At 64.7% G+C, this 23,501-nt stretch carries 23 protein-coding genes; 2 read left to right on the top strand and 21 right to left on the bottom strand.

The genetic code is table 11. The features are described 5' to 3' along the window. Nucleotides 1-49: 49 nt before the first annotated feature. Together CQ015_RS00590 and CQ015_RS00585 are read left to right on the top strand one after the other, a co-directional pair. A complete protein-coding gene (locus tag CQ015_RS00590) occupies nucleotides 50-1,087 on the top strand; it encodes a sugar-binding transcriptional regulator (RefSeq protein ID WP_255248381.1) in 1,038 nt (345 codons plus the stop codon). A 10-nt stretch (nucleotides 1,088-1,097) separates the two neighbouring features. Then, nucleotides 1,098-1,964, top strand: a complete 867-nt coding sequence (locus CQ015_RS00585) for an alpha/beta fold hydrolase (RefSeq protein ID WP_105649117.1) — start codon at nucleotides 1,098-1,100, stop codon at nucleotides 1,962-1,964. 7 nt (nucleotides 1,965-1,971) lie between these two features. On the opposite strand, the gene CQ015_RS00580 is transcribed toward CQ015_RS00585, so the two are convergent. From CQ015_RS00580 to mltG, 21 genes are all read right to left on the bottom strand, one after another. Next, nucleotides 1,972-3,933 (bottom strand): primosomal protein PriA, encoded by a 1,962-nt coding sequence (locus tag CQ015_RS00580; RefSeq protein WP_105649116.1) that lies wholly within the window; start codon nucleotides 3,931-3,933, stop codon nucleotides 1,972-1,974. A gap of 7 nt (nucleotides 3,934-3,940) precedes the next feature. Continuing rightward, nucleotides 3,941-5,146 carry a methionine adenosyltransferase gene (metK, locus tag CQ015_RS00575; protein WP_096284766.1) on the bottom strand — a complete coding sequence of 402 codons (1,206 nt, stop codon included), beginning with the start codon at nucleotides 5,144-5,146 and terminating at the stop codon, nucleotides 3,941-3,943. 77 nt (nucleotides 5,147-5,223) lie between these two features. Continuing rightward, nucleotides 5,224-6,459 carry a bifunctional phosphopantothenoylcysteine decarboxylase/phosphopantothenate--cysteine ligase CoaBC gene (coaBC, locus tag CQ015_RS00570; protein WP_105649115.1) on the bottom strand — a complete coding sequence of 412 codons (1,236 nt, stop codon included), beginning with the start codon at nucleotides 6,457-6,459 and terminating at the stop codon, nucleotides 5,224-5,226. 67 nt (nucleotides 6,460-6,526) lie between these two features. Continuing rightward, a complete protein-coding gene (rpoZ, locus tag CQ015_RS00565) occupies nucleotides 6,527-6,805 on the bottom strand; it encodes a DNA-directed RNA polymerase subunit omega (protein WP_096284770.1) in 279 nt (92 codons plus the stop codon). Next, nucleotides 6,798-7,361, bottom strand: coding sequence for a guanylate kinase (gene gmk / locus CQ015_RS00560; protein ID WP_096284772.1), 564 nt, complete (start codon nucleotides 7,359-7,361; stop codon nucleotides 6,798-6,800). The genes rpoZ and gmk overlap by 8 nt, the downstream gene beginning before the upstream one ends. A 3-nt stretch (nucleotides 7,362-7,364) precedes the next feature. Further along, on the bottom strand, nucleotides 7,365-7,700 hold the full coding sequence (gene mihF / locus CQ015_RS00555; protein ID WP_047119171.1) for an integration host factor, actinobacterial type: 336 nt from the start codon (nucleotides 7,698-7,700) through the stop codon (nucleotides 7,365-7,367). A 133-nt stretch (nucleotides 7,701-7,833) separates the two neighbouring features. Further along, nucleotides 7,834-8,667 carry an orotidine-5'-phosphate decarboxylase gene (gene pyrF / locus CQ015_RS00550; RefSeq protein ID WP_096284774.1) on the bottom strand — a complete coding sequence of 278 codons (834 nt, stop codon included), beginning with the start codon at nucleotides 8,665-8,667 and terminating at the stop codon, nucleotides 7,834-7,836. Next, a complete protein-coding gene (gene carB, locus CQ015_RS00545; protein ID WP_105649114.1) occupies nucleotides 8,660-11,938 on the bottom strand; it encodes a carbamoyl-phosphate synthase large subunit in 3,279 nt (1,092 codons plus the stop codon). Before carB ends, pyrF begins: the two co-directional genes overlap by 8 nt. Continuing rightward, nucleotides 11,938-13,107 carry a glutamine-hydrolyzing carbamoyl-phosphate synthase small subunit gene (gene carA, locus CQ015_RS00540; protein ID WP_105649113.1) on the bottom strand — a complete coding sequence of 390 codons (1,170 nt, stop codon included), beginning with the start codon at nucleotides 13,105-13,107 and terminating at the stop codon, nucleotides 11,938-11,940. Before carA ends, carB begins: the two co-directional genes overlap by 1 nt. Beyond that, the gene (locus CQ015_RS00535; RefSeq protein ID WP_105649112.1) at nucleotides 13,108-13,617 is read right to left on the bottom strand and encodes a hypothetical protein; all 510 of its coding nucleotides are present in this window, start codon (nucleotides 13,615-13,617) and stop codon (nucleotides 13,108-13,110) included. Continuing rightward, nucleotides 13,610-14,914 carry a dihydroorotase gene (locus CQ015_RS00530; protein WP_105649111.1) on the bottom strand — a complete coding sequence of 435 codons (1,305 nt, stop codon included), beginning with the start codon at nucleotides 14,912-14,914 and terminating at the stop codon, nucleotides 13,610-13,612. The genes CQ015_RS00535 and CQ015_RS00530 overlap by 8 nt, the downstream gene beginning before the upstream one ends. Before the next feature lie 10 nt (nucleotides 14,915-14,924). After that, on the bottom strand, nucleotides 14,925-15,887 hold the full coding sequence (locus CQ015_RS00525; RefSeq protein WP_105552156.1) for an aspartate carbamoyltransferase catalytic subunit: 963 nt from the start codon (nucleotides 15,885-15,887) through the stop codon (nucleotides 14,925-14,927). After that, entirely contained in the window at nucleotides 15,884-16,453 is a 570-nt protein-coding gene (pyrR, locus tag CQ015_RS00520) for a bifunctional pyr operon transcriptional regulator/uracil phosphoribosyltransferase PyrR (RefSeq protein WP_105552157.1), read from the bottom strand. The genes CQ015_RS00525 and pyrR overlap by 4 nt, the downstream gene beginning before the upstream one ends. 420 nt (nucleotides 16,454-16,873) lie before the next feature. Further along, a complete protein-coding gene (gene nusB, locus CQ015_RS00515) occupies nucleotides 16,874-17,284 on the bottom strand; it encodes a transcription antitermination factor NusB (RefSeq protein WP_096284788.1) in 411 nt (136 codons plus the stop codon). After that, on the bottom strand, nucleotides 17,284-17,844 hold the full coding sequence (efp, locus tag CQ015_RS00510) for an elongation factor P (protein ID WP_105552158.1): 561 nt from the start codon (nucleotides 17,842-17,844) through the stop codon (nucleotides 17,284-17,286). The genes nusB and efp overlap by 1 nt, the downstream gene beginning before the upstream one ends. 83 nt (nucleotides 17,845-17,927) lie before the next feature. Beyond that, on the bottom strand, nucleotides 17,928-18,458 hold the full coding sequence (locus CQ015_RS00505; protein ID WP_105552159.1) for a tol-pal system YbgF family protein: 531 nt from the start codon (nucleotides 18,456-18,458) through the stop codon (nucleotides 17,928-17,930). A gap of 2 nt (nucleotides 18,459-18,460) precedes the next feature. Then, a complete protein-coding gene (gene aroB, locus CQ015_RS00500) occupies nucleotides 18,461-19,552 on the bottom strand; it encodes a 3-dehydroquinate synthase (protein WP_105649110.1) in 1,092 nt (363 codons plus the stop codon). Nucleotides 19,553-19,614: 62 nt separating this feature from the next. Beyond that, nucleotides 19,615-20,109: a shikimate kinase gene (locus tag CQ015_RS00495; RefSeq protein ID WP_096284796.1), complete on the bottom strand. Its 495-nt coding sequence runs from the start codon at nucleotides 20,107-20,109 to the stop codon at nucleotides 19,615-19,617. A 7-nt stretch (nucleotides 20,110-20,116) separates the two neighbouring features. After that, nucleotides 20,117-21,316: a chorismate synthase gene (gene aroC / locus CQ015_RS00490; protein WP_105649109.1), complete on the bottom strand. Its 1,200-nt coding sequence runs from the start codon at nucleotides 21,314-21,316 to the stop codon at nucleotides 20,117-20,119. Between the two features lie 29 nt (nucleotides 21,317-21,345). Then, entirely contained in the window at nucleotides 21,346-22,173 is an 828-nt protein-coding gene (locus CQ015_RS00485; protein ID WP_105649108.1) for a shikimate dehydrogenase, read from the bottom strand. Beyond that, complete coding sequence (gene mltG, locus CQ015_RS00480; protein WP_105649107.1) at nucleotides 22,173-23,498, bottom strand: endolytic transglycosylase MltG; 1,326 nt, start codon at nucleotides 23,496-23,498, stop codon at nucleotides 22,173-22,175. Before mltG ends, CQ015_RS00485 begins: the two co-directional genes overlap by 1 nt. Nucleotides 23,499-23,501: the final 3 nt, after the last annotated feature.

Genomic DNA, 23,501 nt, shown 5'->3' with positions numbered 1-23,501 from the left:
ACGTGTCAACAGTTAGTCTGGTCACCATGGAACGAAACGGTCAAACGAAATGCACAAACGTGCAGAAAAGGTCCCATTGATGCAGATATCCCCCAGCTCCGGTCCGTACAAACTGCCAAATCCTGGCACATCCGTGCAAGCCAGCCCCAAAGCGAAGGATGCGTTGCGGGCGGCCCAGCTGTATTACCTGCAGGACATCAAGATGGAGGTAATCGCCCGTGAACTCGGGGTTTCACGCTCCACGGTCTCCCGCCTGCTCGCTCATGCCAAACGCACCGGTATGGTGTCGGTGAAGATCAACCCTTCCGCAAATATGTCCGCGCTGCTCGGCAACCAGCTCGCCGAGCAATACGGGATCAGCGTGCATTTGGTGCCTACCGACGGCTCGATGGACGATACCGAACTCCTCCAACGCGTGTCGGCGCATGCCGCCTACCACTTGGGCACCATGGTCTCCTCATCGATGACCATTGGCGTGGCATGGGGGCAAACCATGCAAGCGGTTTCCGCCGCCTTGAACAGCCATCCCACCCATGATTCGGTGGTCGTCCAATTGAATGGGGCCGCCAACCCGGTATCCAGCGGTGTGCGCTATGCAAGCGAAATCCTCACCCGCTTCGGCCAGGCCTTCACCGCGCGCACCGAACAGTTCCCGGTCCCGGCCTTCTTCGACAAGGCCAGCACGCGGGAAGCGATGTGGCAGGAAACTTCCGTGCGACGCGTGCTGAATATTCAGGAGGAAATGAACCTGGCGGTCTTCTCGCTCGGCGCGGCCGACTCAAAACTCGCCTCCCAGGTGTACCGCGGTGGCTACCTGAGCGAGGCCGAAACACGGCAATTGCGAGAGAAGGGTGTGGTGGGCGACGTGGCCACCGTGTTCTTCGACAAGCATGGAAATGACGCAAAAATCGAGATCAATGCCCGCGCTACCGGCCCCACCCTCGCCGCGCTGCGCCAGGTGCCACGGCGCTTCTGCGTGGTGGCCGGCCGAGGCAAGATCAACGCCGTTCGCGGCGCACTCAATGGCGGGCTGATCACCGAACTGGTCATAGACGAGGGCACCGCGATGGCCCTCTTGGACGGGTAGGCTTTAAGCTATGAGCCCACGCACCGAATTGGTTACCACCCACGCCCTGCACGGCTCGAGCACCAGGGTCTTCAGCTATCCGGCCAGCACCGCAAGCAGCGCCGGGGTCATCTTTGCGATCCATGGATTCCGCGGGGATCATCACGGACTGACCCGGATCATCGAGCAGCTGCCGCAATATACGATCATCGTGCCGGACCTGCCGGGGTTCGGCGCATCCACCTCGATGCAGCTGGCTCACGACGTCGACGGCTATGCCCTGGCGCTCAACGACCTGGCCGACGAACTTCACCTGCCGGCGCACAGCATCTTGCTCGGGCATTCCTTCGGCTCGCTGGTCGCCGCCAAACTCGCCACGCAGCGCGGCTTCTCCGCCCTGCTGCTGCTCAATCCCATTTCCGAGTTGGCCCTCGAATCCTCCCAAGCCTTCATCGCCAAGCTCACCGGCTGCTACTACACGCTGTGCGCCAAACTCCCCGCGGCCCTTGGCGAGGCGGTGCTCCGCTCGAAGCTCTTCTCCGACGCGATGAGCCTGGTCATGACCAAAAGCAAGGATCCGGCAATGCGTGCGTACGTGCGCGAGCAACACCGCGCCTACTTCGGCGGTTTCCATTCACGCGACACCCTGGCCCAGTCCTACCAAGCATCGATCAGCTGCACGGTGGGCGGGTACGCCGGGACAATCGGCATCCCGGCCTTGCTGGTTGGCGGCATGCTCGATGAGCTGGGCACCGCGCAAACCCAGGAAACCCTGCGGGCGAGCTTCGCGCACGCCGAACTGGTGATGCTCGAAGACGTCGGCCACCTGATCCACTACGAAAAAGCACCCGAGACCGCCGCGGCGATCACCACATTCCTGGATCGGATCGACGCCTAAACGGGGATCAGAGCACCTCGTCGGGATCCACAGCGATATTGACCACCGGGTCCTTGGCCGCGGACATCCGCGCGCGCAGGGCGCGCAGCGCCGAGGTCACTGCCGCTCCCTCGGCGTAGGAGTAGAAGACCACATAACGGTGTTCGATCGGTGGCCCGTCGATAATGGTCGGCCCATGGATTTGAAGCCGTTCGCGCATTGCCGGGTCCAGTGCGGCGATCAACCGTTCGGCCCCGGGGCCGGAGATCACGGCGCTGCGCACCGCTGGGGGCAGGCCAAGTTCACGCCGCTCCCCCAGCTCCCGTTCGGCAAAGCTCGCCGGGTCGTACCTGACCAGCGCGGCCCCGGCCGGGCTGGGCGTTCCGGTGAGCACCACGACCCCGGAGCTGCTGGCCAGAGAGGCTGCGGTGAACCACCGGCTGAGCACCTCTTCGGTGTTGCGCAAGGAGTCATGGGCCATCATCTTGTCGGCGTCCAAGAGGAGCACCGCACGGTATCCGGCTTCCGCGAAGGGTTCGACCCCCGGAGTGGCGACGACAAGCGCCGGCTTGCCGCTGAGCCGGCGCACCGGCTTCGCACCGGTGGAGGAAATCACCGGCACCTTCGGGAAGGCGAGGCCCAACTCGTCGGCGGTGCGGTCGGCGCCGATGCTGGCGGCGCGGATGCGCGGAGAGCTGCACTCTGCGCACCGGTACTCGCGATACTGCTCTCCGCACCATTTGCAGGCCACATGATGACCGGAGCCGCCCAGCTGCAGCGGACCTTGGCATTGCGGGCAGCGCGCGAGCGTGCGGCAGTCCTGGCAGGCCAGGGCGGGCATGAACCCGGTGCGGGCCACCTGGACCAGCACCGGGCCGGTTTCCAGGGCCTTGGTGGCCTCCCGCCAGGCAAGGGACGGGATTCGGGCCCGGGCCAGCACCGGATCTCGTTCCAGTTCAAAATCGTTGGTGGTCGCCACCACGCGGGCGGTGTGTGCGCGTAAAATCTCACGCGGCGTCTTCAACTCGATGGCCCAGCCGGTAGCGACCAGGCGTTGGGCCTCCACCGAACGTGATGGCGAGGCGATCAGCAACGAGCAGTTTCCGTGTGTGCTGCGCAGCAGCGCCACCTCGCGCGCATGCTGGTAGGGCGCGCGTTGCTCGCGATGGGATTGGTCCGAATCCTGCCACAGCACGATCAGCCCAAGATCCGGCACGTGGCATTGGGCCGCCGAACGCGTGCCGATCACGATGTGCACGTGGCCGCCGATGGCGCGCAAGAAATTCCGGTAGCGCGGAGTCGGCCCGTCATCGGCCTGCAAGCGCGCATAGCAATCCTTGCCATAGTGCTCGTCCAGATGCTCGGCTAGGCGTTCCAGATCGCTGGCATCGGGCACCAGGAGCAGGACCCGTTCCTTGCGCGACAGCACCGGGCGGCAGGCATCCAGCAGGAATCCTGGCCAGGAGCCAAAGAAGTTCGGCACCCAGGTGGCCACCGCCCGCAACGTGTCCCCATTGGCCCAGGCTTGCAGCGCTTGGGCGCCCTGCTCGTAGTGCTCTAGCTGATTCGGTGATTCGGGCAGGGTGGGCAGCTGGTCGAGCAGCTCTTCTTTCTCCACCTTCGCCGCGCGCGGCGGCACCGCAAGGCGCACCACATCCCACACGGTGCCGGCATAGCGGTTGGCCACCAGCTCGGCGACCTCGAAGACCGGACGGTGCAATACAACCTGGTCGCTGACTAGTTTCGCCAGCGCCTTCAGCTTGATCGGCGAGGGATGGTCTTCGAGGATTTCGGTGATGAACCCAGGCAGCTGCTGCGGGCCGAAGGGCACCTTGACGCGCGCACCCACTCTCGCGCCTTGAACCATCGAGGGCGGCACCTCATAGTCGAAGAGCCGGTCCAGGTGCGGGACCGAAGAATCAATCAGCACCCGGGCAACCCGTTTGATACGGGCCGGCTCGGGTGCTGAGATCAGGGCATCCTGCTGCACCTGGTTCCTAGGCGTTGAACCAGTTGCGCAACGCGTCCACGCGGTCCAGACGCTCCCAGGTGAAATCGTTGTCGTCGCGGCCGAAGTGGCCGTGCGCGGCGGTCTTGCGGTAGATCGGACGCAAGAGGTCCAGGTCTTCGATAATGCCCAGCGGGCGCAGGTCGAAGATCTCGTTGATGGCGTGGGTTATCTTGGCCGGGTCAACCGTTTCGCTGCCGAAGGTCTCCACATAGAGTCCCACCGGACGCGCCACGCCGATGGCGTAGGCCACCTGCACCTCGGCGCGGCGGGCCAGGCCTGCTGCGACGACGTTCTTGGCTACCCAGCGCATCGCGTAGGCCGCCGAACGGTCAACCTTCGAAGGGTCCTTGCCGGAGAACGCGCCACCGCCGTGGCGGGCGAAACCACCGTAGGTGTCCACGATGATCTTGCGGCCGGTCAACCCGGCATCACCCACCGGACCGCCGATGACGAACGGGCCCGAAGGGTTCAGAATGATTTTCACGTTCGAGGTATCCAGGTCCACGCGCTCCAGAATCGGCGCAACCACCTCTTCGGCGAGATCGGCCTTCAGCGTCTCCAGCTCGTACTCGGCGGCGTGCTGGCTGGAAACCACCACGGTATCCACCGAGACCGGGGTGTCCCCGTCGTAGCCGATGGTCACCTGGGTTTTGCCGTCCGGGCGCAGCAACGGCATGCGTCCGTTCTTGCGCACCTGGGTCAACCGCTCGGAGAGGCGGTGAGCGAGGAAGATCGGGGTGGGCATCAGCGAATCGGTTTCATCCGAGGCGTAGCCGAACATCAGGCCCTGGTCGCCGGCGCCCTGCAGGTCGCGCGGCCCCTCGGCGGTACCCTCGCGGGATTCCAGCGAGTTGAACACGCCGTCGTGGATTTCCTGGGACTGCTGGCCGATGGAGACCGACACGCCGCAGCGGGCGCCGTCGAAGCCGTTGGCCGAGGAGTCATAGCCGATATCCAGGATGGTGCTGCGCACGATCTCGGGGATCTCGACATAACCGTTGGTGGTTACCTCACCGGCCACATGCACCAGTCCGGTGGTGGTCAGCGTTTCGACCGCAACCTTGGAGTTCGGATCCTGCGCCAGCATGGCGTCGAGGATTGCATCCGAGATCTGGTCGCAAATCTTGTCCGGGTGTCCCTCGGTGACGGATTCCGAGGTGAAAAGACGAAGTTCGGGGCTAGTTGAAGTCACCTTTTTACTCTATCTGGTCTGACCGACCGATTGCTTTTAGTTGCGACGTTACGTGACCAAGCGCTATATGGCGCGGCTCACTTTGTGACGCGTGAATGTCCGATTATTGCGTCGGCGATCTGCTCTATGACGACCCGTGCCACGTCCAGCTTGCTTCCCTGGGCCTGCACGCTGGGCGCCTGCGAGGCGAAAAGCACCTGAACGCTATTGGTGTCCTCCCCGAAGGTCAGCTGCGCGCCGACCTCGTTGACCACCAGCATTTCGCAGCCCTTGCGTTCGAGCTTGGAACGGCCGTAGTCCAGCACGCTGCCGTGCTCATCGCCCGTCTCGGCGGCGAAGCCAACGATCAACCCGGGCAGGGTGGCGTCCGCCGAACGCGCCTGGACCACCTCGGCCAGGATGTCCGGATTGCGCACCAGGGTGATCACCGGGGCGGAGTGCTCGTCGCGTTTCTTGATCTTCGAATTCTCGATGGAAGCCGGTCGGAAGTCGGCGACGGCCGCGTTCATGATCAGCACATCGTTTCCCGGCGCTTCGGCAAAAACGGCCGCACGCAGTTCCAGTGCGCTGGAGGCGTGGACCAGGCGGACCCCATGCGGGGCCGGAACCTCAAGGTGCGTCGCGAGCAGCGTCACCTGCGCACCGGCATCACGGGCGGCCTGCGCCAGAGCGACGCCTTGGCGTCCCGAGGAACGGTTGCCCAGGAAGCGCACCGGGTCCAGCGGCTCGCGGGTGCCCCCGGCGGTGATCAGGACGCGCTGTCCGGCCAGCATGGGGGTGCTCAGCAATGGCGCGATCTCGGCGAAGATCTCTTCGGGCTCCGGAAGCCTTCCGGGGCCGGTGTCCTTGCCGGTCAGGCGCCCGCTGGCCGGTTCGATAACCTTCACTCCGCGGCCGCGCAGCGTGTCGACATTTGCGCGTGTGGCCTGGTGCTGCCACATTTCGGTATGCATGGCCGGGGCCATCACCACCGGGGCACGCGTGGCAAGCAGCGTGCCGGTCAACAGATCATCGGCGATCCCGGCGGCGGCCTTGGCCATGATATCGGCGGTAGCCGGGACGACGAGCACCAGATCTGCCTGCTGGCCCAAGCGCACGTGGTTCACCGATTCGACGGCGTCGAAGACATTGGAGGTCACCGGATTGCCGGACAGGGCCTCCCAGGTGGCGTTGCCTACGAAGTTAGCCACATTCTCGGTGGGAATTACGTCCACGTGATGTCCGGCCTCGCGCAGCAGGCGAAGCAACAACACTGACTTATAGGCGGCGATCCCGGCCGAGACGCCCAAAACGATACGCTTCACGCAGTTCATCCTTGGTGATTTATAACCTGGTGGTTAAAGAAAAAGATGGCGTCCGCTCGGGACGCCATCTTTGCTATTAGTCTTCGGTGGCCTCGGCCCGCGAGACCTTGAGCAGCTGATTGTCCAGTTCGCGAAGTGCGATGGTCAATGGCTTCTCATTCAACTTGGTCTCAACCAATGGACCAACATACTCGAACAGGCCTTCGTTCAGCTGTGCGTAGTAAGCGTTGATCTGGCGTGCGCGCTTGGCCGAATTCAGCACCAGCGCGTACTTCGAGTCGTTGGTCTCAAGCAACGAGTCGATCGATGGGTTAATGATTCCCTCTAGATTGGACACAGGACTCCCTTTAGTCATTCTTCAGCCCCATGAGGGCAACAAGCTCTTCGGCGGCACGTGGAACATCGTCATTAACGATGGTTACATCGAATTCCGATTCGGCCGCAAGTTCCAGTTTAGCGGTTTCTAGCCGGCGCTGCTGCTCTTCGGCGGTTTCGGTACCGCGCCCGATCAGCCGGCGCACCAATTCGTCCCAGGATGGCGGGGCCAAAAAGACGAACTTCGCATCGGGCAGCGTCTCTTTAACCTGCCTCGCGCCCTGCAAATCTATTTCCAGCAGTACTTTCTTGCCGTTGGCCACCGCGTCATTAACCGTTGAGCGAATGGTGCCGTAGCTATTGCGCCCGTGCACCACCGCCCATTCCAGCATGTCGTCGTTGTCCACCAGCTGATGGAACTTTTCCGGGCCCACAAAGAAGTAGTGGACTCCATCTTGTTCCCCCGGCCGAGGCTCCCGTGTCGTTGCCGACACCGAGAGCCAGACATCAGGATAATTGTCACGGATGTAGGTAGAGACGGTGCCCTTGCCTACGGCCGTAGGGCCGGCTAGAACGGTTACCGACGCAGCGGTCATTGACTACACTTTCGTTTTTGGCGGAGATTGTTTGAAGTGTTCGGTGATTGCCGTGCGCTGCTTGCGTCCCAATCCGCGCAAGCGACGCGAAGGGGAAATGCCAAGACGCTCCAGCAGATTCGCTGCGCGCACTTCGCCGACACCCGGCACCGACTCCAAGAGGTCCATGACACGCATGCGTCCCACAGCCTCATCTTCGTATACCAAGTCTAGTACCTCCGTGATGGAGATTTTGCCGGCACTGAACTGGGCTTTAATTTCCGCACGGCGGGTGCGGGCGGCCAATGCCTTGGCGCGAGCCCGGATGCGGTCTTCGTCTGAGAGTTCTCGCAGTACCATCGTTCAGCCATCCTTAATGTGTAGTGGACTATGGCTATGTTGTGAACATAGCGATCAAACGCGGTTTTTGCAAGAGTAATCGCGTTGTGGCTACCAGAAACTGTAATAGCCACAACGCGATTCTGCTATTTATTTAGCCGGCGGCCAATAATTCATCGCGTACTTGCAACGCTTTTGCGCGCAATGCGTTTACACTAGGCCCCGCCTGGAGGATGTCGCGGCTGCTCGTGCCTAGCACCTGGCGGTAGCTGCCGGCGAAAGCGGTGGCGATATCCTGTGCTGTAGCCCCTTGGGCGCCGAGACCCGGGGTGAGCAAGGGAGCCTTGGTCAGACTCAGGTCGATGCCCAATTTCTTGGGGGCATCTCCGATCGTTGCGCCGACCACCAGGCCCACATGGCCCATATCTTCAGCATCCGCATTTTCGGCACTGACTTGGTCAATAATCGATTTTGCAACCGACTTTTCCCCGCCTACATGCTGCACGGAGGGCCCCTCCGGGTTCGAAGTCAGCCCCAAGACGAACACTCCGCGACCGGTCTGCGCGGCCAGGTCTATGGCCGGGCGCAGGGACTCGTAGCCCAGGTATGGGCTCAGCGTCACCGCGTCGCTGGCCAGTGGCGAGGCATCGTCCAACCACGCGGTCGCATAGGCTGCCATGGTCGATCCGATGTCGCCACGCTTGGCATCCGCGAGGGTTAAAATTCCCGCGGATTTTGCTGCGCGCAGAGTTTCTTCCAGGGCGGCGAATCCGGCCGAGCCAAATCGCTCATATAAAGCGACCTGCGGCTTGAGAATTGCGGCCGCCCCGGCCATGGCTTCCACCACGGTCAGTGAGAAAGATCGCACTCCGGCGGCGCTGTCCTCCAGCCCCCACGCCCGGAGCAGCCCCGGGTGCGGGTCGATGCCCACACACAGGGGCCCCGAGGCCTCCATCGCCGCCCGAAGGCGGGTTCCGAAGTTAGGCATTGCGGGCCCCGCGCAGGTTCTTGTCGTGCTCCTGCAAGCTGGTGACGTCCCACTCGTATTCGCGCAGCGCGTCGATGGCCTGCACGCAGGCGCCGAACTCGGCCACGGTGGTGATGATCGGGGTGCCCACCGAAACGGCGGCGGCACGGATCTCGTAGCCGTCCCCGCGGGCTTCGGAGCCCGTCGGAGTATTCAGGATCAGGCCGATCTGGCCGGCGTTGATCAAGTCCACGATCGACTCGCCGCCTTCGTGGACCTTGCCCACCACCTGGGTCGGGATGCCGTTGCGGCGCAGCACCTCGGCGGTGCCGCCGGTGGACAGGATCTCGAACCCGATGTCGGCCAGGTGCTTGACCGGGATCACGATGGAGCGCTTGTCGCGGTTGGCGACCGAGACGAAGACCTTGCCGCCGGTAGGCAGCGGGTTGTTCGCCGCCGCCTGGGACTTGGCGAAGGCGGTGTCGAAGTACTTGTCGATGCCCATCACCTCGCCGGTGGAGCGCATCTCAGGGCCCAGCAGCGAGTCGACGACCTTGCCCTCCGGGGTGCGGAAGCGAGCGAACGGAAGCACCGCTTCCTTCACCGCGATCGGTGCCGAATCCGGCAGGTGGGTGCCGTCGCCGGTGGCCGGCAGCGAAGTGCCGCGCATTTCGGCGATGCTGTGCCCGACGCCGATCAGGGCGGCGACCTTGGCCAGCTGCACGCCGGTGGCCTTCGAGGTGAACGGCACGGTGCGCGAGGCACGCGGGTTCGCCTCGATCACGTAGAGGATGTCGCTTGCCAGCGCGAACTGGATGTTGATCAGCCCGCGCACGCCCACGCCCTCGGCGATGGCCCGGGTGGCTGCCGCCACGCGGTCGCGCACATCCGGGCCCAAGGTGATCGGAGGCAGGGTGCACGAAGAGTCGCCGGAGTGGATGCCGGCCTCTTCGATGTGCTCCATGATGCCGCCGATGTACAGATCGGTGCCGTCGAACAGGGCGTCCACGTCGATCTCGATGGCGTCTTCCAGGAAGCGGTCCACCAGCACCGGGTGGTCCACGGTGATCTCGGTGGCGTTGGCGATGTAGCGCTCCAGATGCGCCTCGTCATACACGATTTCCATGCCGCGTCCGCCGAGCACGTAGCTCGGGCGCACCAGCACCGGGTAGCCGATGGAGTCCGCGATGGTCTTCGCATCGGAGAAGGACACCGCGGTGCCGTTCTTCGGGGCGATCAGCCCGGCGTTGTCCAGCACCTGCTGGAAGGCGCCGCGGTGCTCGGCCAGGTCGATGGCCTCCGGGGAGGTGCCCAGGATCGGCACGCCGGCGGCCTTCAGCTCGGCGGCGAGCTTCAGCGGGGTCTGCCCGCCCAGCTGCACGAAGACGCCGAGTACCCCGCCGGACTGCTCCTCGGCGTGGATGATTTCCAGCACGTCTTCCAGGGTCAGCGGCTCGAAGTACAGGCGGTCGGAGATGTCGTAGTCGGTGGACACGGTTTCCGGGTTGCAGTTGATCATCACGGTGTCGTGCCCGGCGGCGCGCAATGCCATCACCGCGTGCACGCAGGAGTAGTCGAATTCGATGCCCTGGCCGATGCGGTTCGGCCCGGAGCCGAGGATGATCACCGAAGGCTTCTGATGCGCGAGCACCTCGGTTTCCTCGTCATAGGTCGAGTACATGTACGGGGTGAACGCCTCGAACTCGGCCGCGCAGGTGTCCACGGTCTTGTAGACCGGGCGCACGCCCAGCGCGTGGCGGATCCCGCGGATGACCGCCTCGGACTTGCCGGTCAAGGCCGCGATCTGCGCGTCGGAGAAGCCGTGGCGCTTGGCCTCGCGCAGCAGCTCCTCGGACAGGTCCTTGTTCGCGGCGATCAGCTGCGCGGTCTCGTTGATCAGCGCCAGCTGATCCAGGTACCACGGATCGATGGCGGTGGTTTCGAACAGGCGCTCGATGGATACCCCGGAGAACAGCAGGCGCTGGACCAGCGACAGGCGCTCGGTCGAGCCCTTGACGATCGAGGCCAGCACGGCCTCGTGCTCCGCTTCCGGGATCGGCTCGAAGGACAGCTCGGAGCCCTTCTGCTCCAGCGAGCGCAGGGCCTTCTGCAGCGCCTCGGTGAAGTTGCGGCCCAGGGCCATCGCCTCGCCGACGGACTTCATCGTGGTGGTCAGCGTCTTGTCGGCGGCCGGGAACTTCTCGAAGGCGAAGCGCGGGACCTTGACGACCACGTAGTCCAGGGCCGGCTCGAAGGAGGCCGGGGTCTTCTTCGTGATGTCGTTCGGGATCTCATCCAGGGTGTAGCCCACGGCCAGCTTGGTGGCGATCTTGGCGATCGCGAAGCCGGTGGCCTTGGAGGCCAGCGCGGAGGAACGCGAGACGCGCGGGTTCATCTCGATGACCACCACGCGGCCGGTGTCCGGCTCGATGGCGAACTGGATGTTGCAGCCGCCGGTGTCCACGCCCACCTCGCGGATGACCGCGATGGAGATGTCGCGCAGGTTCTGGTATTCGCGGTCGGTCAGCGTCATCGCCGGGGCGACGGTGATCGAGTCGCCGGTGTGCACGCCGACCGGATCGAAGTTCTCGATGGAGCAGACGACCACGACGTTGTCGTTCTTGTCGCGCATCATCTCCAGCTCGTATTCCTTCCAGCCCAGGATGGACTCCTCCAGGAGCACCTCGGTGGTCGGCGAGTACTGCAGCCCGGCGCCGGCGATGCGGCGCAGGTCCTCGGCGTTGTAGGCCATGCCCGAGCCCAGCCCGCCCATGGTGAACGAAGGGCGCACCACCACCGGGTAGTTCAGGATCTCGACGGCGGCGAAGGCCTCCTCCAGGGTGTGCACGATGACCGACTTGGCGGACTCGGCGCCGCAGCGCTCGACAACGCCCTTGAACTTCTCGCGGTCCTCGCCCAGCTCGATGGCTTCGATATTCGCGCCGATCAGCTCGACGTTGTACTTCTCCAAGGCACCGGACTTGTCCAGCGCGATGGCGGTGTTCAGCGCGGTCTGGCCGCCCAGGGTGGGAAGGATCGCGTCCGGGCGCTCCTTGGCGATGATCTTCTCCACGACCTCCGGGGTGATCGGCTCCACGTAGGTGGCGTCGGCGAATTCCGGGTCGGTCATGATGGTGGCCGGGTTGGAGTTGACCAGGATGACCCGCAGGCCCTCCTCCTTGAGCACGCGCAGGGCCTGGGTGCCGGAGTAGTCGAATTCGGCCGCCTGGCCGATGACGATCGGACCCGAACCGATGACGAGTACTGAGTTGAGATCGGTGCGCTTAGGCATTACTTGCTGTCCTTATCTGCGGCGGAATTCATCGCGGAAACGAAACGGTCGAATAGGTAGGCGGCATCGTGGGGGCCGGATGCTGCCTCCGGGTGGTACTGCACGGAGAACGCCGGGATGTCCAGGCAGGACAGGCCCTCGACCACGCGGTCGTTCAGCGAGAAGTGCGAGACCTCCACCTGGCCGAAGCGGGCCACCGGTGCGGTGACGGCTCCCTCCAGCGGCGCGTCGACGGCGAAGCCGTGGTTCTGGCTGGTGATCTCCACCCGCCCGGTGGCTTTGTCCATCACCGGCTGGTTGATCCCGCGGTGCCCGAAGCGCAGCTTGTAGGTGTCGAAGCCCAGCGCGCGGCCCAGGATCTGGTTGCCGAAGCAGATGCCGAAGTACGGCATGCCGGCGTCCAGCACGGAGCGGACCAATTCCACCTGCTTGGTGGCGGTGGCCGGGTCGCCGGGGCCGTTGGAGAAGAACACGCCGGTGGCGCCGGTGGCCTTGATATCCTCCAAGGTCGCATCGTGCGGCAGCACGTGCACGCGCAGTCCGCGCTCGGCCAGGCGGCGCGGGGTCATCGACTTCATGCCCAGGTCCACGGCGGCGACGGTGTGCAGCGGTTCGCCGGTGAAGCCGTGCTCGGCAGGTTCCACGGTGTAGGCCTTGTCCACGGAGACCTCCGCGGAGATGTTCCGCCCGGCCATTGCCGGCTGCGCCTTGACCAGCGCGACGAGCTCCGCGTCGGAGCGGTTGGCCTCCTCGCCGGAGAAGATGCCGGACTTCATGGCGCCCGCGTCGCGCAGGTGGCGGGTCAGCGCCCGGGTGTCCACGTTGCGGATGCCCACGATGCCGTAGCCGACCAGGTCCTCGTCCAGGGTGCGCTCGCTGCGCCAGTTGCTCGGACGGCGGGCCGCGTCGCGGACCACATAGCCCGAGGGCCACATGCGCTTGGACTCCGGGTCTTCGCTGTTCACGCCGGTGTTGCCCACGTGCGGGAAGGTCTGGACGACGATCTGGTGCGCGTAGGACGGGTCGGTCAGGGTTTCCTGGTACCCGGTCATTCCGGTGGTGAACACTGCTTCGCCGAGGGTCGTGCCCACGGCGCCGTAGCTGCGTCCACGGAAGATGCGGCCATCTTCGAGTACCAACACTGCTGGTAGGTTGCTCAGGGAATTCACTTAGTTTGTCTCCTGCTCGGCCGCGTCGGCTTGGTGCGACGCCAGCAACTGATAAATCTTGGCGGTGTCCTCGTGGTAGCGAGGACGGAATCCGGTGTCGAAGGTGAAATCATCCTTCACCCATGTGATCACGATCAGCCCGTCTTTTTCGACGAACTTTCCTACCATGCCCGAGGAGCGGGTCACCTTCACGTAGGCGGTCCAGGGAATGTGCACATCGCTGGTGCCCGGGCGCATCAGGTGGATGCCGGCCTCGCCGAGCTCCAGGCTGGCGTTGGCGCGGACCCCGAGCTGGTGCACGGCGATCCGGTCAAGCCAGTCCTCGAACCGGGTGGTGGCCACGTACATGCCCTCGAAGCTGTGCTCGCGCCGGTCCGCGAACCCGGCGTAGGGCGCCGGAATGCCGGACTGCCGGCGTTTCATATTGCGCCAGCCGATCAGGATCAGCGCACAGAACAGTACGACGATCCCGATGGTGACCAGCGCCGAGGTGAGTTCGCCGCTAGTCATTGGCAACCCGCGGACTGGCCAGCGCGCCATCGAGCACCGTGGCGTGGCCGTGGTAGAAGGTGGCGTTCACGGCCCCGGGCAGTTCCATGCCGGCGAACGGCGAGTTGCGCCCCTTGGTGGCCATTGCATAAGGGTCGACGATCCAGCGCGCTGCCGGATCGACCAGGGTCAGGTTGGCCGGCTCCCCCACGGCGATCGGACGGCCCTGATCGCTCAGGCTGCCGATCTTCGCCGGGGTCTCGGAAGTGATCCGGGCGACGTCGGCCCAGGAAAGCTGTCCGGTCTCCACCAGCGTATGCTGCACGATCGACAGGGCGGTTTCCAGCCCTGTCATGCCCATCGCGGCGGCTCCCCATTCGCAGTCCTTGGCCTCGGAGGGGTGCGGTGCGTGGTCGGTGCCGATCACGTCGATGGTGCCGTCGGCGACGCCGGCGCGCAGCGCCAGCACGTCCTCTTCGCGGCGCAGCGGCGGGTTGACCTTGAACACCGGGTCGAAGGTCTTGACCTTCTCATCGGTCAGCAGCAGGTGGTGCGGGGTGACCTCGGCGGTGACCTGGATGCCGCGGGCCTTGGCCCAGCGGATGATCTCCACCGAGCCGGCGGTGGAGATGTGGCATACGTGCAGGCGCGCGCCGACATGCTCGGCCAGCAGCACGTCGCGGGCGATGATCGACTCTTCGGCCACCGCCGGCCAGCCGGCCATGCCGAGCACCGCGGAGACCTCGCCCTCGTTCATCTGCGCACCCTCGGTGAGCCGTGGCTCCTGGGCGTGCTGGGCGATCACCCCGTCGAAGGCCTTCACGTATTCCAGCGCGCGGCGCATCAGCAGCGGGTCCGAGACGCAGATGCCGTCATCGGAGAACATGCGCACCTTGGCGCGCGAGTCGGCCATCGCGCCGATTTCGCTCAGCTGCGCGCCGCCGAGGCCCACGGTGACCGCACCTACCGGGCGGACGTCCACCCAGCCGGCCTTGCGGCCCAGTTCGTAGACCTGCTCCACGACGCCGGCGGTATCGGCCACCGGGGTGGAGTTGGCCATCGCGTGCACCGCGGTGTAGCCGCCCTTGGCGGCGGCCTTCGATCCGGTCTCCACCGTTTCGGCGTCTTCGCGGCCCGGTTCGCGCAGGTGGGTGTGCGGGTCCACGAGGCCCGGCAGCAGCACCATGCCGGCGGCGTCGATCACCGTGGCGCCTTCGGCCGCGGTGATGGTGCCGATCTCGGCGATCTTGCCGTCACTGATCAGCACGTCGGCGCGTTCGCCACCGAGCACGGAGGCCTGTCGAATCAAATACGTCATAATCAGTTCCTTAGATCAGGTCGCCGGAGAGGAGCATATACAGGCTTGCCATGCGCACCGCGACGCCGTTGGTGACCTGTTCCAGGACCATCGAACGCGGCGAGTCGGCGGCAGCCGAAGAAATTTCCAGGCCGCGGTTCATCGGGCCCGGGTGCAGGATGAGGGTTTCGTCCCCGTTGGCTTCCAGGGCCTTCAGCCGGGTGTCGTCCAGTCCCCAGTAGCGCGAGTATTCGCGCGGGTTGGGGAAGAAGGCGTCTCGCATGCGTTCGCCCTGCACGCGCAGCATCATCACCGCGTCCACCCCGGAGGCGATGACCTCGTCGAGGTTGTAGCTGATGGTGCACGGCCAGGCGCTCGCGCCCACCGGCAGCAGGGTCGGCGGGGCGACCATGGTCACCGAGGCGCCCAGGGTGTTCAGCAGCCAGAGGTTCGAACGGGCCACGCGGCTATGCAGGACGTCGCCCACGATCGCGACCTTCAATCCGTCCAGTCCGCGGCCGGCCGGGCTGACTCCCTCGCGCAGGGCCAGCTGGCGGCGCAGGGTGAAGGCGTCGAGCAGCGCCTGGGTGGGGTGCTCGTGGGTGCCGTCTCCGGCGTTCACGATCGGCAGCCCGATCCAGTCGGTGGCCGCCAGCCGGGCCGGCGCCCCGGAGTCCGGGTGGCGGATGACTACCGCGTCGGCGCCGATGGCCAGCAGCGTCTGGGCGGTGTCCTTCAGTGATTCGCCCTTGGACACGCTCGAGCCCTTGGCGGAGAAGTTGATCACGTCCGCGCTCAGCCGCTTGGCGGCGGCCTCGAAGGAGATGCGCGTACGGGTGGAGTCCTCGAAGAACAGGTTCACCACGGTGCGTCCGCGCAAGGCCGGAAGTTTCTTGACCTCGCGGGTGCCGGTTTCGCGCATTTCCTCGGCGATATCAAGGATGGCAATGGCTTCGGCGCGGCTTAGATCCGCGGTGGAGAGCAGGTGCTTCATGCGCTGGCCTCGATGACTACTTCGTTGCTTGAATCGACTTCGGCCAGGTGCACGCGCACCTTTTCGCTTTTTGCCGTGGGCAGGTTCTTGCCCACGTGGTCCGCGCGGATGGGAAGTTCGCGGTGCCCGCGGTCCACCAGGACCGCCAGCCGCACGATGCGCGGGCGTCCCCAATCGGAGAGTGCATCCAGGGCTGCGCGGATGGTGCGTCCGGAGTAGAGCACGTCGTCCACCAGCACGACGACCTTGCCGTCGATGCCGCCTGCCGGCAGGCGGGTTGGCGCCGGGGTGCGGGTGGTGGTGTGCCGCAGGTCGTCGCGGTACATGGTGATGTCCAGCTGTCCGACCAGCGACGCGGGGTCAAGCTGGGTCGGCGCGGAAGCGGCGATGCGCCGTGCGAGGCGTTGGGCCAGCGGATATCCGCGGCTTGGAATGCCTAATAGCACCAGATCTTCGGTGCCCTTGTTGGCTTCGATAATCTCGAAGGCCACACGGGTCAGTACACGTTCGATATCCTCGCCGGTCAATACCGTGCGAGCCACATCGGGCTGTGAATTTTCATTCATCGGTGTGCACCTCTCCCTTCTCCGCCTCACGGGACGGGATTTAAAGGAATATTGCTAGTTCAAATTATCACGATCCGGCCGCCATTCCCTAGCGGAAAGCTATGCATGACACTGAATGGGCGGTGATCTCTCTCACGGCGTCATGCGGGCTCGCGCGGCCAGCCCCGCTATTGGCGGGAAAGTACCGCAGCGCCGAGCTTCGAGGGGCCTGAATTGTTGGCTTCGCCACAGCGGGTCGTCGGAAACGTCGATGAAATAATGTTGAGTTTTTCACGTGGCAACCGCTCGCGGCGCAGAATCGCCTAGGCTTGGGCGGGTGCTGCCTCCGGGGCAACGCGCGGGGCCGGGACCCTGCGGGTTAAATACCGCAAGCCGGAACCCAGCAGGTTCCGGCTTGCGGTAGTTCAGGAGAATCGAGGATTAGTCGACCAGGGTGTCCTTGACGCTTTGAATGCGTCCGAGCACGCCGTTGACGAACTCGGGAGACTCGTCGGTGGACAGCTCGCGCACATTCACGACGGCTTCGGCCACGGCAACCGCGTCCGGAACTTCGTCGTTGTACAGCAGCTCCCACACCCCGATGCGCAGCGCCATGCGGTCCACGGCGGGCATCCGCTCGATGGTCCAGCCCTTGACATAGCTTTCGAGCACCTCGTCGATGCGGTCCAGGTGGGCGGTGACGCCCTCGAGGATCGTCAACGAATACTCGTTGAGCACGATGTCAGAATTTTCGCGGCGCGCGATGGCTACGCTGAGCGCATCGACGTCGCGGGCCTCGGCTTCGAAAAGAAACTCAAGTGCACGACGACGCGCCTTGGCGCGGGCCCTCACTAGGAGACACGTCCCAGGTAATCGCCGGTGCGGGTATCAACCTTCACCTTGGTGTTCTGATCGACGAACAGCGGAACCTGGATTTCCTTGCCGGTTTCCAGGGTTGCCGACTTGGTGCCTGCCGAGGAGCGGTCGCCCTGAAGGCCCGGTTCGGTGTAGGTGATTTCCAGGATGACCGAGGCCGGAAGCTCCAGGTACAGTGGGCTGCCGTCATACATGGCAATGGTCAGTTCCTGATTTTCCAACAGGAATCCGGCCGAGTCGCCCACGGTCTGGCCGGGAACGGTGATCTGGTCGTAGTCTTCCAGGTTCATGAAGACGTAGTCTTCGCCGTCCTGGTAGAGGTACTGGTAGTCGCGGCGGTCAACGTTGGCCAGCTCGATCTTGGTGCCGGCATTGTAGGTCTTGTCCAGAACCTTGCCCGAGAGCACATTGCGCATCTTGGTGCGCACGAATGCGCCGCCCTTGCCCGGCTTGACGTGCTGGAAGTCGATGATGGTCCACAGTTGGCCATCGATCTTAATGACCTGACCATTCTTGATGTCAGTTGTATCCGCCACGGGTCCTCAAATCCTCTATTTTCGCCAGCGTGCACTGGCATTATCAAAAATCCATTTATTACTATAGCAAACCGCGGTGAGAGCTAATTTCGCGCGCGTTCCTCGGCAAGCGCCAGGCATGCGGCCGACGCGTTGACCAGGTGCTCGGCCGAACCCATCTGCTGGCGCTGCTCCAGGGCCGCACGGAAGCGGGTAGCCGCGGCCTTGTAGTCGCCCTTTTCGAAGAAGGACATCGCCAGGTGGTGCTGCATCAGCGGCTCGTAGTAGGTGCCGGAGAATTCGTCCACCAGCTTGCGCAGGCGATTGATCGCGCGATCGAAATCACCTTGCAGGCGGGTCAATTCGGTATCCAGCACGCGCAGGTGCGCGTTGGTCGGGTCGCTTAACCGCGACTCGGCGATCAGGTTGCCGGCCTGGGCCAGTTCCCCGCGGGCCATGTGGATGACCACCTGGTCGGTCGGGGTGCCAGAGCGCATCGAACGGTCCGCGGCTTGTTCATCGGTGATGAATGGCCGCAGGTTGCTCGGGTCGATCAATACTCCGTCGATGGAGGTGCCCACGCCGTCGTGGTTCACCGATGCGACGTCGATGGCGTATGCGGTGAATTCGCTCATGCTTACTCTCCGATTTCTTGGTAGGCGGCGAATAACAGCGAGTTATCCGGCACCTCGTAGATACGCGGCTTGCCGATGGCTTCGAGTACCACGAAGCGCAGCTGGTCGCCACGGGTTTTTTTGTCGCGCTTCATGCCGTCCAGCAAGGCCATCCACTTGTCGTTGCGGTAGCTGGTGGGCAAGCCAAGGGACTTCAGGATGCTGAAGTGCCGATCGGTCACCGCATCGGAGGTGTAGCCCACCGAACGGCCTAGTTCCGCGGCAAAGCACAGCCCGATGGAGACCGCGGCCCCGTGGCGCATCGCATAGCGCTCGGAAAGCTCGATCGCGTGGCCCAGGGTGTGGCCGTAGTTCAAGAATTCGCGCGGACCCGATTCCTTCAGGTCCTTGGAGACCACCTCGACCTTCACCGCGATGGTGCGTTCGATGATTTCGCGCAGCCGTGCGCTGTCGGGGCGGATGGCGTCTTCTGGATCCTCTTCGATCAGTTCCAGAATGCGCTCATCGGCGATGAACCCGCACTTGACCGCTTCGGCCAGCCCGGTGACCAGTTCGTTCTTCGGCAGCGTTGCCAAAGCGTCGAGATCCGCGAGCACGCCGGCCGGTGGGTGGAAGGCACCGACCAGGTTCTTGCCCTCGGCGGTGTTGATGCCGGTCTTGCCGCCCACGGCCGCGTCGACCATGCCCAGCAGCGAGGTGGGAATGTGGATGACCTTGACCCCGCGCAGCCAGGTGGCCGCCACGAAGCCTGCCACGTCGGTGACGGCTCCGCCGCCCACGGCAACCACGGCGTCGGTGCGGGTGAAGTCGTTCTTGCCCAGGACTTCCCAGCAGAACCCGGCAACCTGAATGTGCTTGCCCTCTTCGGCATCCGGGATTTCCGCGGTCAGCGAGGTGAAGCCGGTCTTTTCCAGATCGTCGCGGACCACGTCTCCGGTGGCGCGCAAGGCCCGCGGGTGGATCACCAGGACCTTCTTAACCGCCGAGCCCAGCAGTTCGGGCAGGTGTCCTAATAGTCCGTTGCCGACCAGAACCGGGTAAGACTCCGCGGGGGTGGTTCCGGTGACTTGAAGTGTGGTGGGTGCTAGTGGCATCCGAGAAGATCCTCCTGATGGTGCTGATCTGTAAAGCCTACGCGGGAGCGTACCGGGATTCGCTATCTCGTGCTGTGAATCACATGGCTCTCGATGGCTTCGACAAGCTGCGCAACGCTCAGATTGTCCACCTGTAAGGTCAGATCAGCAAGGGTTTCATAAATATCGTGGCGGGCTTCGTAGAGCCTGGTCCAGGTGGTGAGGCTTTGGTCACCGGCCAGCAGCGGGCGGTTTGTATCCCCTGCCAGGCGGCGTTTGGCCGTGGCGAGGGTCATCGCCAAGTAGATCACGGTCCCGCCGCGCAGCACCGCCTGGTTTTCTTCGCGCAGCACGGCCCCGCCGCCGGTGGCGATCACCCCGGCCCGCAGTTCGGCCAGTGCGGCGACCTCCAGATCACGGAAGTAGGCTTCGTCGTGTTCGGCAAAGATCTGCGGAATCGAACCATGGGCGGCGACGATGTGCGCGTCGGAATCGGCGAAATCGGTGCCCAGCGCCTTGGCCAGCGCCTTGCCCACAGTTGACTTGCCGCTGGCCATCGGCCCAATGAGGTAAATCATCTGCCGGTTAGACTCCGGTCGACCCTAGATTGACGGGAATGCTGGCCAGGTAGCTTTGGATATTGCGCTTGGTTTCGGTGACCGAGTCTCCGCCGAACTTCTCCAGCAGCGACTGGGCCAGGACCAGCGCGACCATCGCCTCGGCGACAACGCCGGCGGCGGGCACCGCGCACACATCCGAACGCTGGTGGTGGGCGGTGGTTTCCTCGCCGGTGGCCGTGTCGATGGTGGCCAGGGCGCGCGGCACGGTGGCGATCGGTTTCATCGCCGCACGCACGCGCAGCACCTCGCCGATGCTCATGCCGCCCTCGATGCCGCCGGCTCGATTGGTTTCGCGCTTGATTCCGCCCGCGGTGGCCGGCACGATCGCGTCGTGGGCGGCCGAACCGCGTCGGGCAGCGGTGAGGAAGCCGTCGCCGACCTCAACACCCTTGATGGCCTGAATGCCCATCAGCGCGCCGGCCAGCCGGGAGTCCAGCCGGCGGTCCCAATGCACGTAGGAGCCGATGCCCGGAGGCAGGTTGTAGGCCAGCACCTCCACGACGCCGCCCAGGGTCTCCCCCGCCTTGTGCGCGTCATCGACCTCGGCGACCATGGCGGCCGAGGTTTCCCCGTGGAAGCAGCGCAGTGGATCCGCGTCCAACGCCGCAACGTCCCCCAGGGTGGGCAGCGGTGCGTCGAGGGGCGCCGCGACGGCGCCGATGGCGGTGGTATGCGAGACGAGTTCGATGCCCAGATCGGCCAGAAAGGCCTGGGCTACCGAGCCGAGGGCCACCCGGGCCGCGGTTTCGCGGGCGCTGGCGCGCTCGAGCACCGGACGGGCATCGTCGAAACCGTACTTCTGCATGCCGGTGAAGTCCGCGTGCCCCGGACGCGGGCGGGTCAGCGGCGCGTTGCGCGCCATCGAGGCCAGTTCGTCCAGGTCAACCGGGTCCGAGTTCATCACGCGTTCCCATTTGGGCCATTCGGTGTTCCCGATTTCGATGGCTACCGGTCCGCCCTGGGTCTTTCCGTGGCGCACGCCACCGAGGAAGGTGACCTGGTCCTTTTCAAACTTCATGCGCGCGCCTCGGCCGTAGCCCAGGCGCCGCCGAGCCAGTGCATCGCGCACCGCTTCGCTGTCCACCGAGACTCCGGCGGGTAGGCCTTCAAGAATTCCAACTAGTGCCGGGCCGTGTGATTCGCCCGCCGTCAACCAACGCAACATGGATTCTATTTTGCCATGACATGGCCTCATTAACCGCGTCGATGAAGCCCCAGTGAGCGATACATCGCATTTGTGACGTTTTCGCGGGTGTGCGTGTCGAAGTCTGCGGCGCTGAAATAACGGGCTTGCTCCACCGCCTGGTGCACCAGCATATGAAGCCCGGAGATCACCGTGCCGGCCCAGGACTCGGCCAGTTTGCTCGGCCACGGGTCATAGGCGACATCCAGCAGCAGCCCCTGGCCGCGGCCCAGATACGGCACCCAGCTGTCGGCGGCGCGCGGCGGCAGCGTGCTGATCACCAGGTGGTCCGCGGCGATGCCGCCGGCACCCAGATCCTGCACCTGCACCAGCTGCACGCGCAGGCCCAGCTGGCCGGCCAGTGCGGTGGCCCGCTGCGCACGGGTGGCGTCGCGCACCACCAGCTTGAGTTCCTTGACGCCAAGTTCCGCGGCCGCTTCGATGGCCGCCAAGGCCGTATTGCCGGCGCCCAGCACGGTGGCCCTCGATGCTTGGCGCAGCCGCGCGTCGGCCAGCGCCAGCACGATCCCGTCCACGTCGGTATTCTGCCCATAGAGGGCGCCGTCGGGGCGCACCACGATGGTGTTCAGCGCGCCCAGGCGCGCCACGCGCGGTGAAACCTCATCCATCAGCGGAACGAAGACATCCTTCAACGGCATGGTCACCGAACATCCGGCCCACCCGCCGGCACGCATTTTGGCCGCCTGCTCCGGGGCCTGGGACGGGTCCAGCTCGATGGCCCGATAGTCGATGTCGGCGCCGAGCAGCTCATAGGCCGCTCGATGCAGCACCGGGGATTTGGAATGCTTGATGGGTTGGCCCAAGACGGCGGCGCGCATTACTTGCAGACCTCCGCATTCGCGGCGCACCAGGCGCGGAATTCGTTCTGGTTCACCTGGTGCTCGGCATAGTTCGAGGCGAATTTCGTCTCGCCGCTCTGCGTATTGACCGTCACCCAGTAGTAGAAGCCGTTATCCGCCGGGTTGACCGCCGCATCGATCGCGGAGGTTGCCGGGGAGCCGATCGGGGTCGGCGGCAGCCCGGTGTGCACATAGGTGTTGTACTGGTTGCCTGCGTCCCTTTTCTCGGTCGCGGTGAACTGCAAGGAGTACCGGTCAAGCCCGTAGATCACCGTGGAGTCGGTCTGCAGCAGGCCATGGGTCTCCACGTTGTTCGGGTTCAACCGGTTTTCGATGGCTCCGGCCACCGTGGCATAGTCCTTCGGGGTGGCTTCGGCCTGCAGAATCGAGGCGACCTTCAACGCCCGGTAGCCTTCGCCCAGGTCATTGACTCCGGCATCTTGCAAGGCGGTCTTGGTCGAATCCACCAATTCGGTGAGCACCTTCTCGGCGCTGGTATCCAGGGCAAAACGGTATTCGCCCGGGTGCAGCCAGCCTTCGAGGTTCTTCACCGACTCGGGCAGCCCGAACTTCTCGGGCTGGTTCGCCAGCTCGCCCAATTTCTTCTCGTCGAGCCCGGAGCCCTTGGCGATCTCGGCCAGCGAGGCCTGCAGCCGCAGATTCGCCTTCAACCCGATGTAGAAGACCTTGTCCGGACGATTATCGACCAGCACCTCGGTCGCGTCCGCGGCTGGCATCTGCAGCTTCAGCGGATAGGTTCCGGGGTGAATGACCACATTGTCCGCCTTCGAGTCCTCCAGCGCGTCCATGAACAGCTTGTCGCTGGCCACCACGTCGAGTTCCTCGAGCTTGCGCGAGATCAGCGCCGGACCCCAGCCGTCCTCCACGGTGAATTCGACCGCTTGGCCGCCCGGGCCCGGGTAGTCATCCGGGTTGAACTGCTTGACCAGCGAACGGATGAAATAGAAGGACCCGGCGACCACGACGGCGAAGATCAAGAAGGTTGCGAGCATCACCAGGTTGCGGCGGCGTTTGCTGCGCTTCTTGCGCGCCTTCGCCGCGCCGCTGGCCGGCACCGTGCCGAGCAAGGATTCGGGCGCCGGCTGCGGCTCGGCGTCTGCCATGGCCGGTTCCGGCTCGCGGTGCAGCTCGGCCGCGGCCGAATCTGCACCGCCGTAGAGCTGCTCACCGGTCAGTTCCGGGGTAGTTGGTGTTGCGAGGCCTTTCGGCTCGCCGGCTGCAAAACGCGCGTAAAGCTCGGAAAAGGTTTCACGCTGCCGTTCGCGGCGGGCTTCTTCTCGCATCAA

The organism is Arthrobacter sp. MYb221 (assembly GCF_002979835.1).
Classification (GTDB): domain Bacteria; phylum Actinomycetota; class Actinomycetes; order Actinomycetales; family Micrococcaceae; genus Glutamicibacter.
Note: the sequence above shows the minus strand (reverse complement) of the source record. Positions and strands in the feature narration are given on the sequence as shown.

Excerpts from the sequence above, each read along its gene's own strand:
- aroB (WP_105649110.1), bottom strand. The coding sequence starts at position 19,552 with ATGCCACTAGCACCCACCACACTTCAAGTCACCGGAACCACCCCCGCG.
- CQ015_RS00505 (WP_105552159.1), bottom strand. The coding sequence starts at position 18,458 with ATGAGCGAATTCACCGCATACGCCATCGACGTCGCATCGGTGAACCAC.
- pyrR (WP_105552157.1), bottom strand. The coding sequence starts at position 16,453 with ATGAATGAAAATTCACAGCCCGATGTGGCTCGCACGGTATTGACCGGC.
- carB (WP_105649114.1), bottom strand. The coding sequence starts at position 11,938 with ATGCCTAAGCGCACCGATCTCAACTCAGTACTCGTCATCGGTTCGGGT.
- CQ015_RS00495 (WP_096284796.1), bottom strand. The coding sequence starts at position 20,109 with ATGATTTACCTCATTGGGCCGATGGCCAGCGGCAAGTCAACTGTGGGC.
- CQ015_RS00485 (WP_105649108.1), bottom strand. The coding sequence starts at position 22,173 with ATGCGCGCCGCCGTCTTGGGCCAACCCATCAAGCATTCCAAATCCCCG.
- mihF (WP_047119171.1), bottom strand. The coding sequence starts at position 7,700 with ATGGTACTGCGAGAACTCTCAGACGAAGACCGCATCCGGGCTCGCGCC.
- gmk (WP_096284772.1), bottom strand. The coding sequence starts at position 7,361 with ATGACCGCTGCGTCGGTAACCGTTCTAGCCGGCCCTACGGCCGTAGGC.
- CQ015_RS00525 (WP_105552156.1), bottom strand. The coding sequence starts at position 15,887 with ATGAAGCACCTGCTCTCCACCGCGGATCTAAGCCGCGCCGAAGCCATT.
- CQ015_RS00530 (WP_105649111.1), bottom strand. The coding sequence starts at position 14,914 with ATGACGTATTTGATTCGACAGGCCTCCGTGCTCGGTGGCGAACGCGCC.
- CQ015_RS00585 (WP_105649117.1), top strand. The coding sequence starts at position 1,098 with ATGAGCCCACGCACCGAATTGGTTACCACCCACGCCCTGCACGGCTCG.
- aroC (WP_105649109.1), bottom strand. The coding sequence starts at position 21,316 with ATGTTGCGTTGGTTGACGGCGGGCGAATCACACGGCCCGGCACTAGTT.
- CQ015_RS00535 (WP_105649112.1), bottom strand. The coding sequence starts at position 13,617 with ATGACTAGCGGCGAACTCACCTCGGCGCTGGTCACCATCGGGATCGTC.
- pyrF (WP_096284774.1), bottom strand. The coding sequence starts at position 8,667 with ATGCCTAACTTCGGAACCCGCCTTCGGGCGGCGATGGAGGCCTCGGGG.
- CQ015_RS00590 (WP_255248381.1), top strand. The coding sequence starts at position 50 with ATGCACAAACGTGCAGAAAAGGTCCCATTGATGCAGATATCCCCCAGC.
- coaBC (WP_105649115.1), bottom strand. The coding sequence starts at position 6,459 with ATGAACTGCGTGAAGCGTATCGTTTTGGGCGTCTCGGCCGGGATCGCC.
- rpoZ (WP_096284770.1), bottom strand. The coding sequence starts at position 6,805 with ATGACTAAAGGGAGTCCTGTGTCCAATCTAGAGGGAATCATTAACCCA.
- mltG (WP_105649107.1), bottom strand. The coding sequence starts at position 23,498 with ATGCGAGAAGAAGCCCGCCGCGAACGGCAGCGTGAAACCTTTTCCGAG.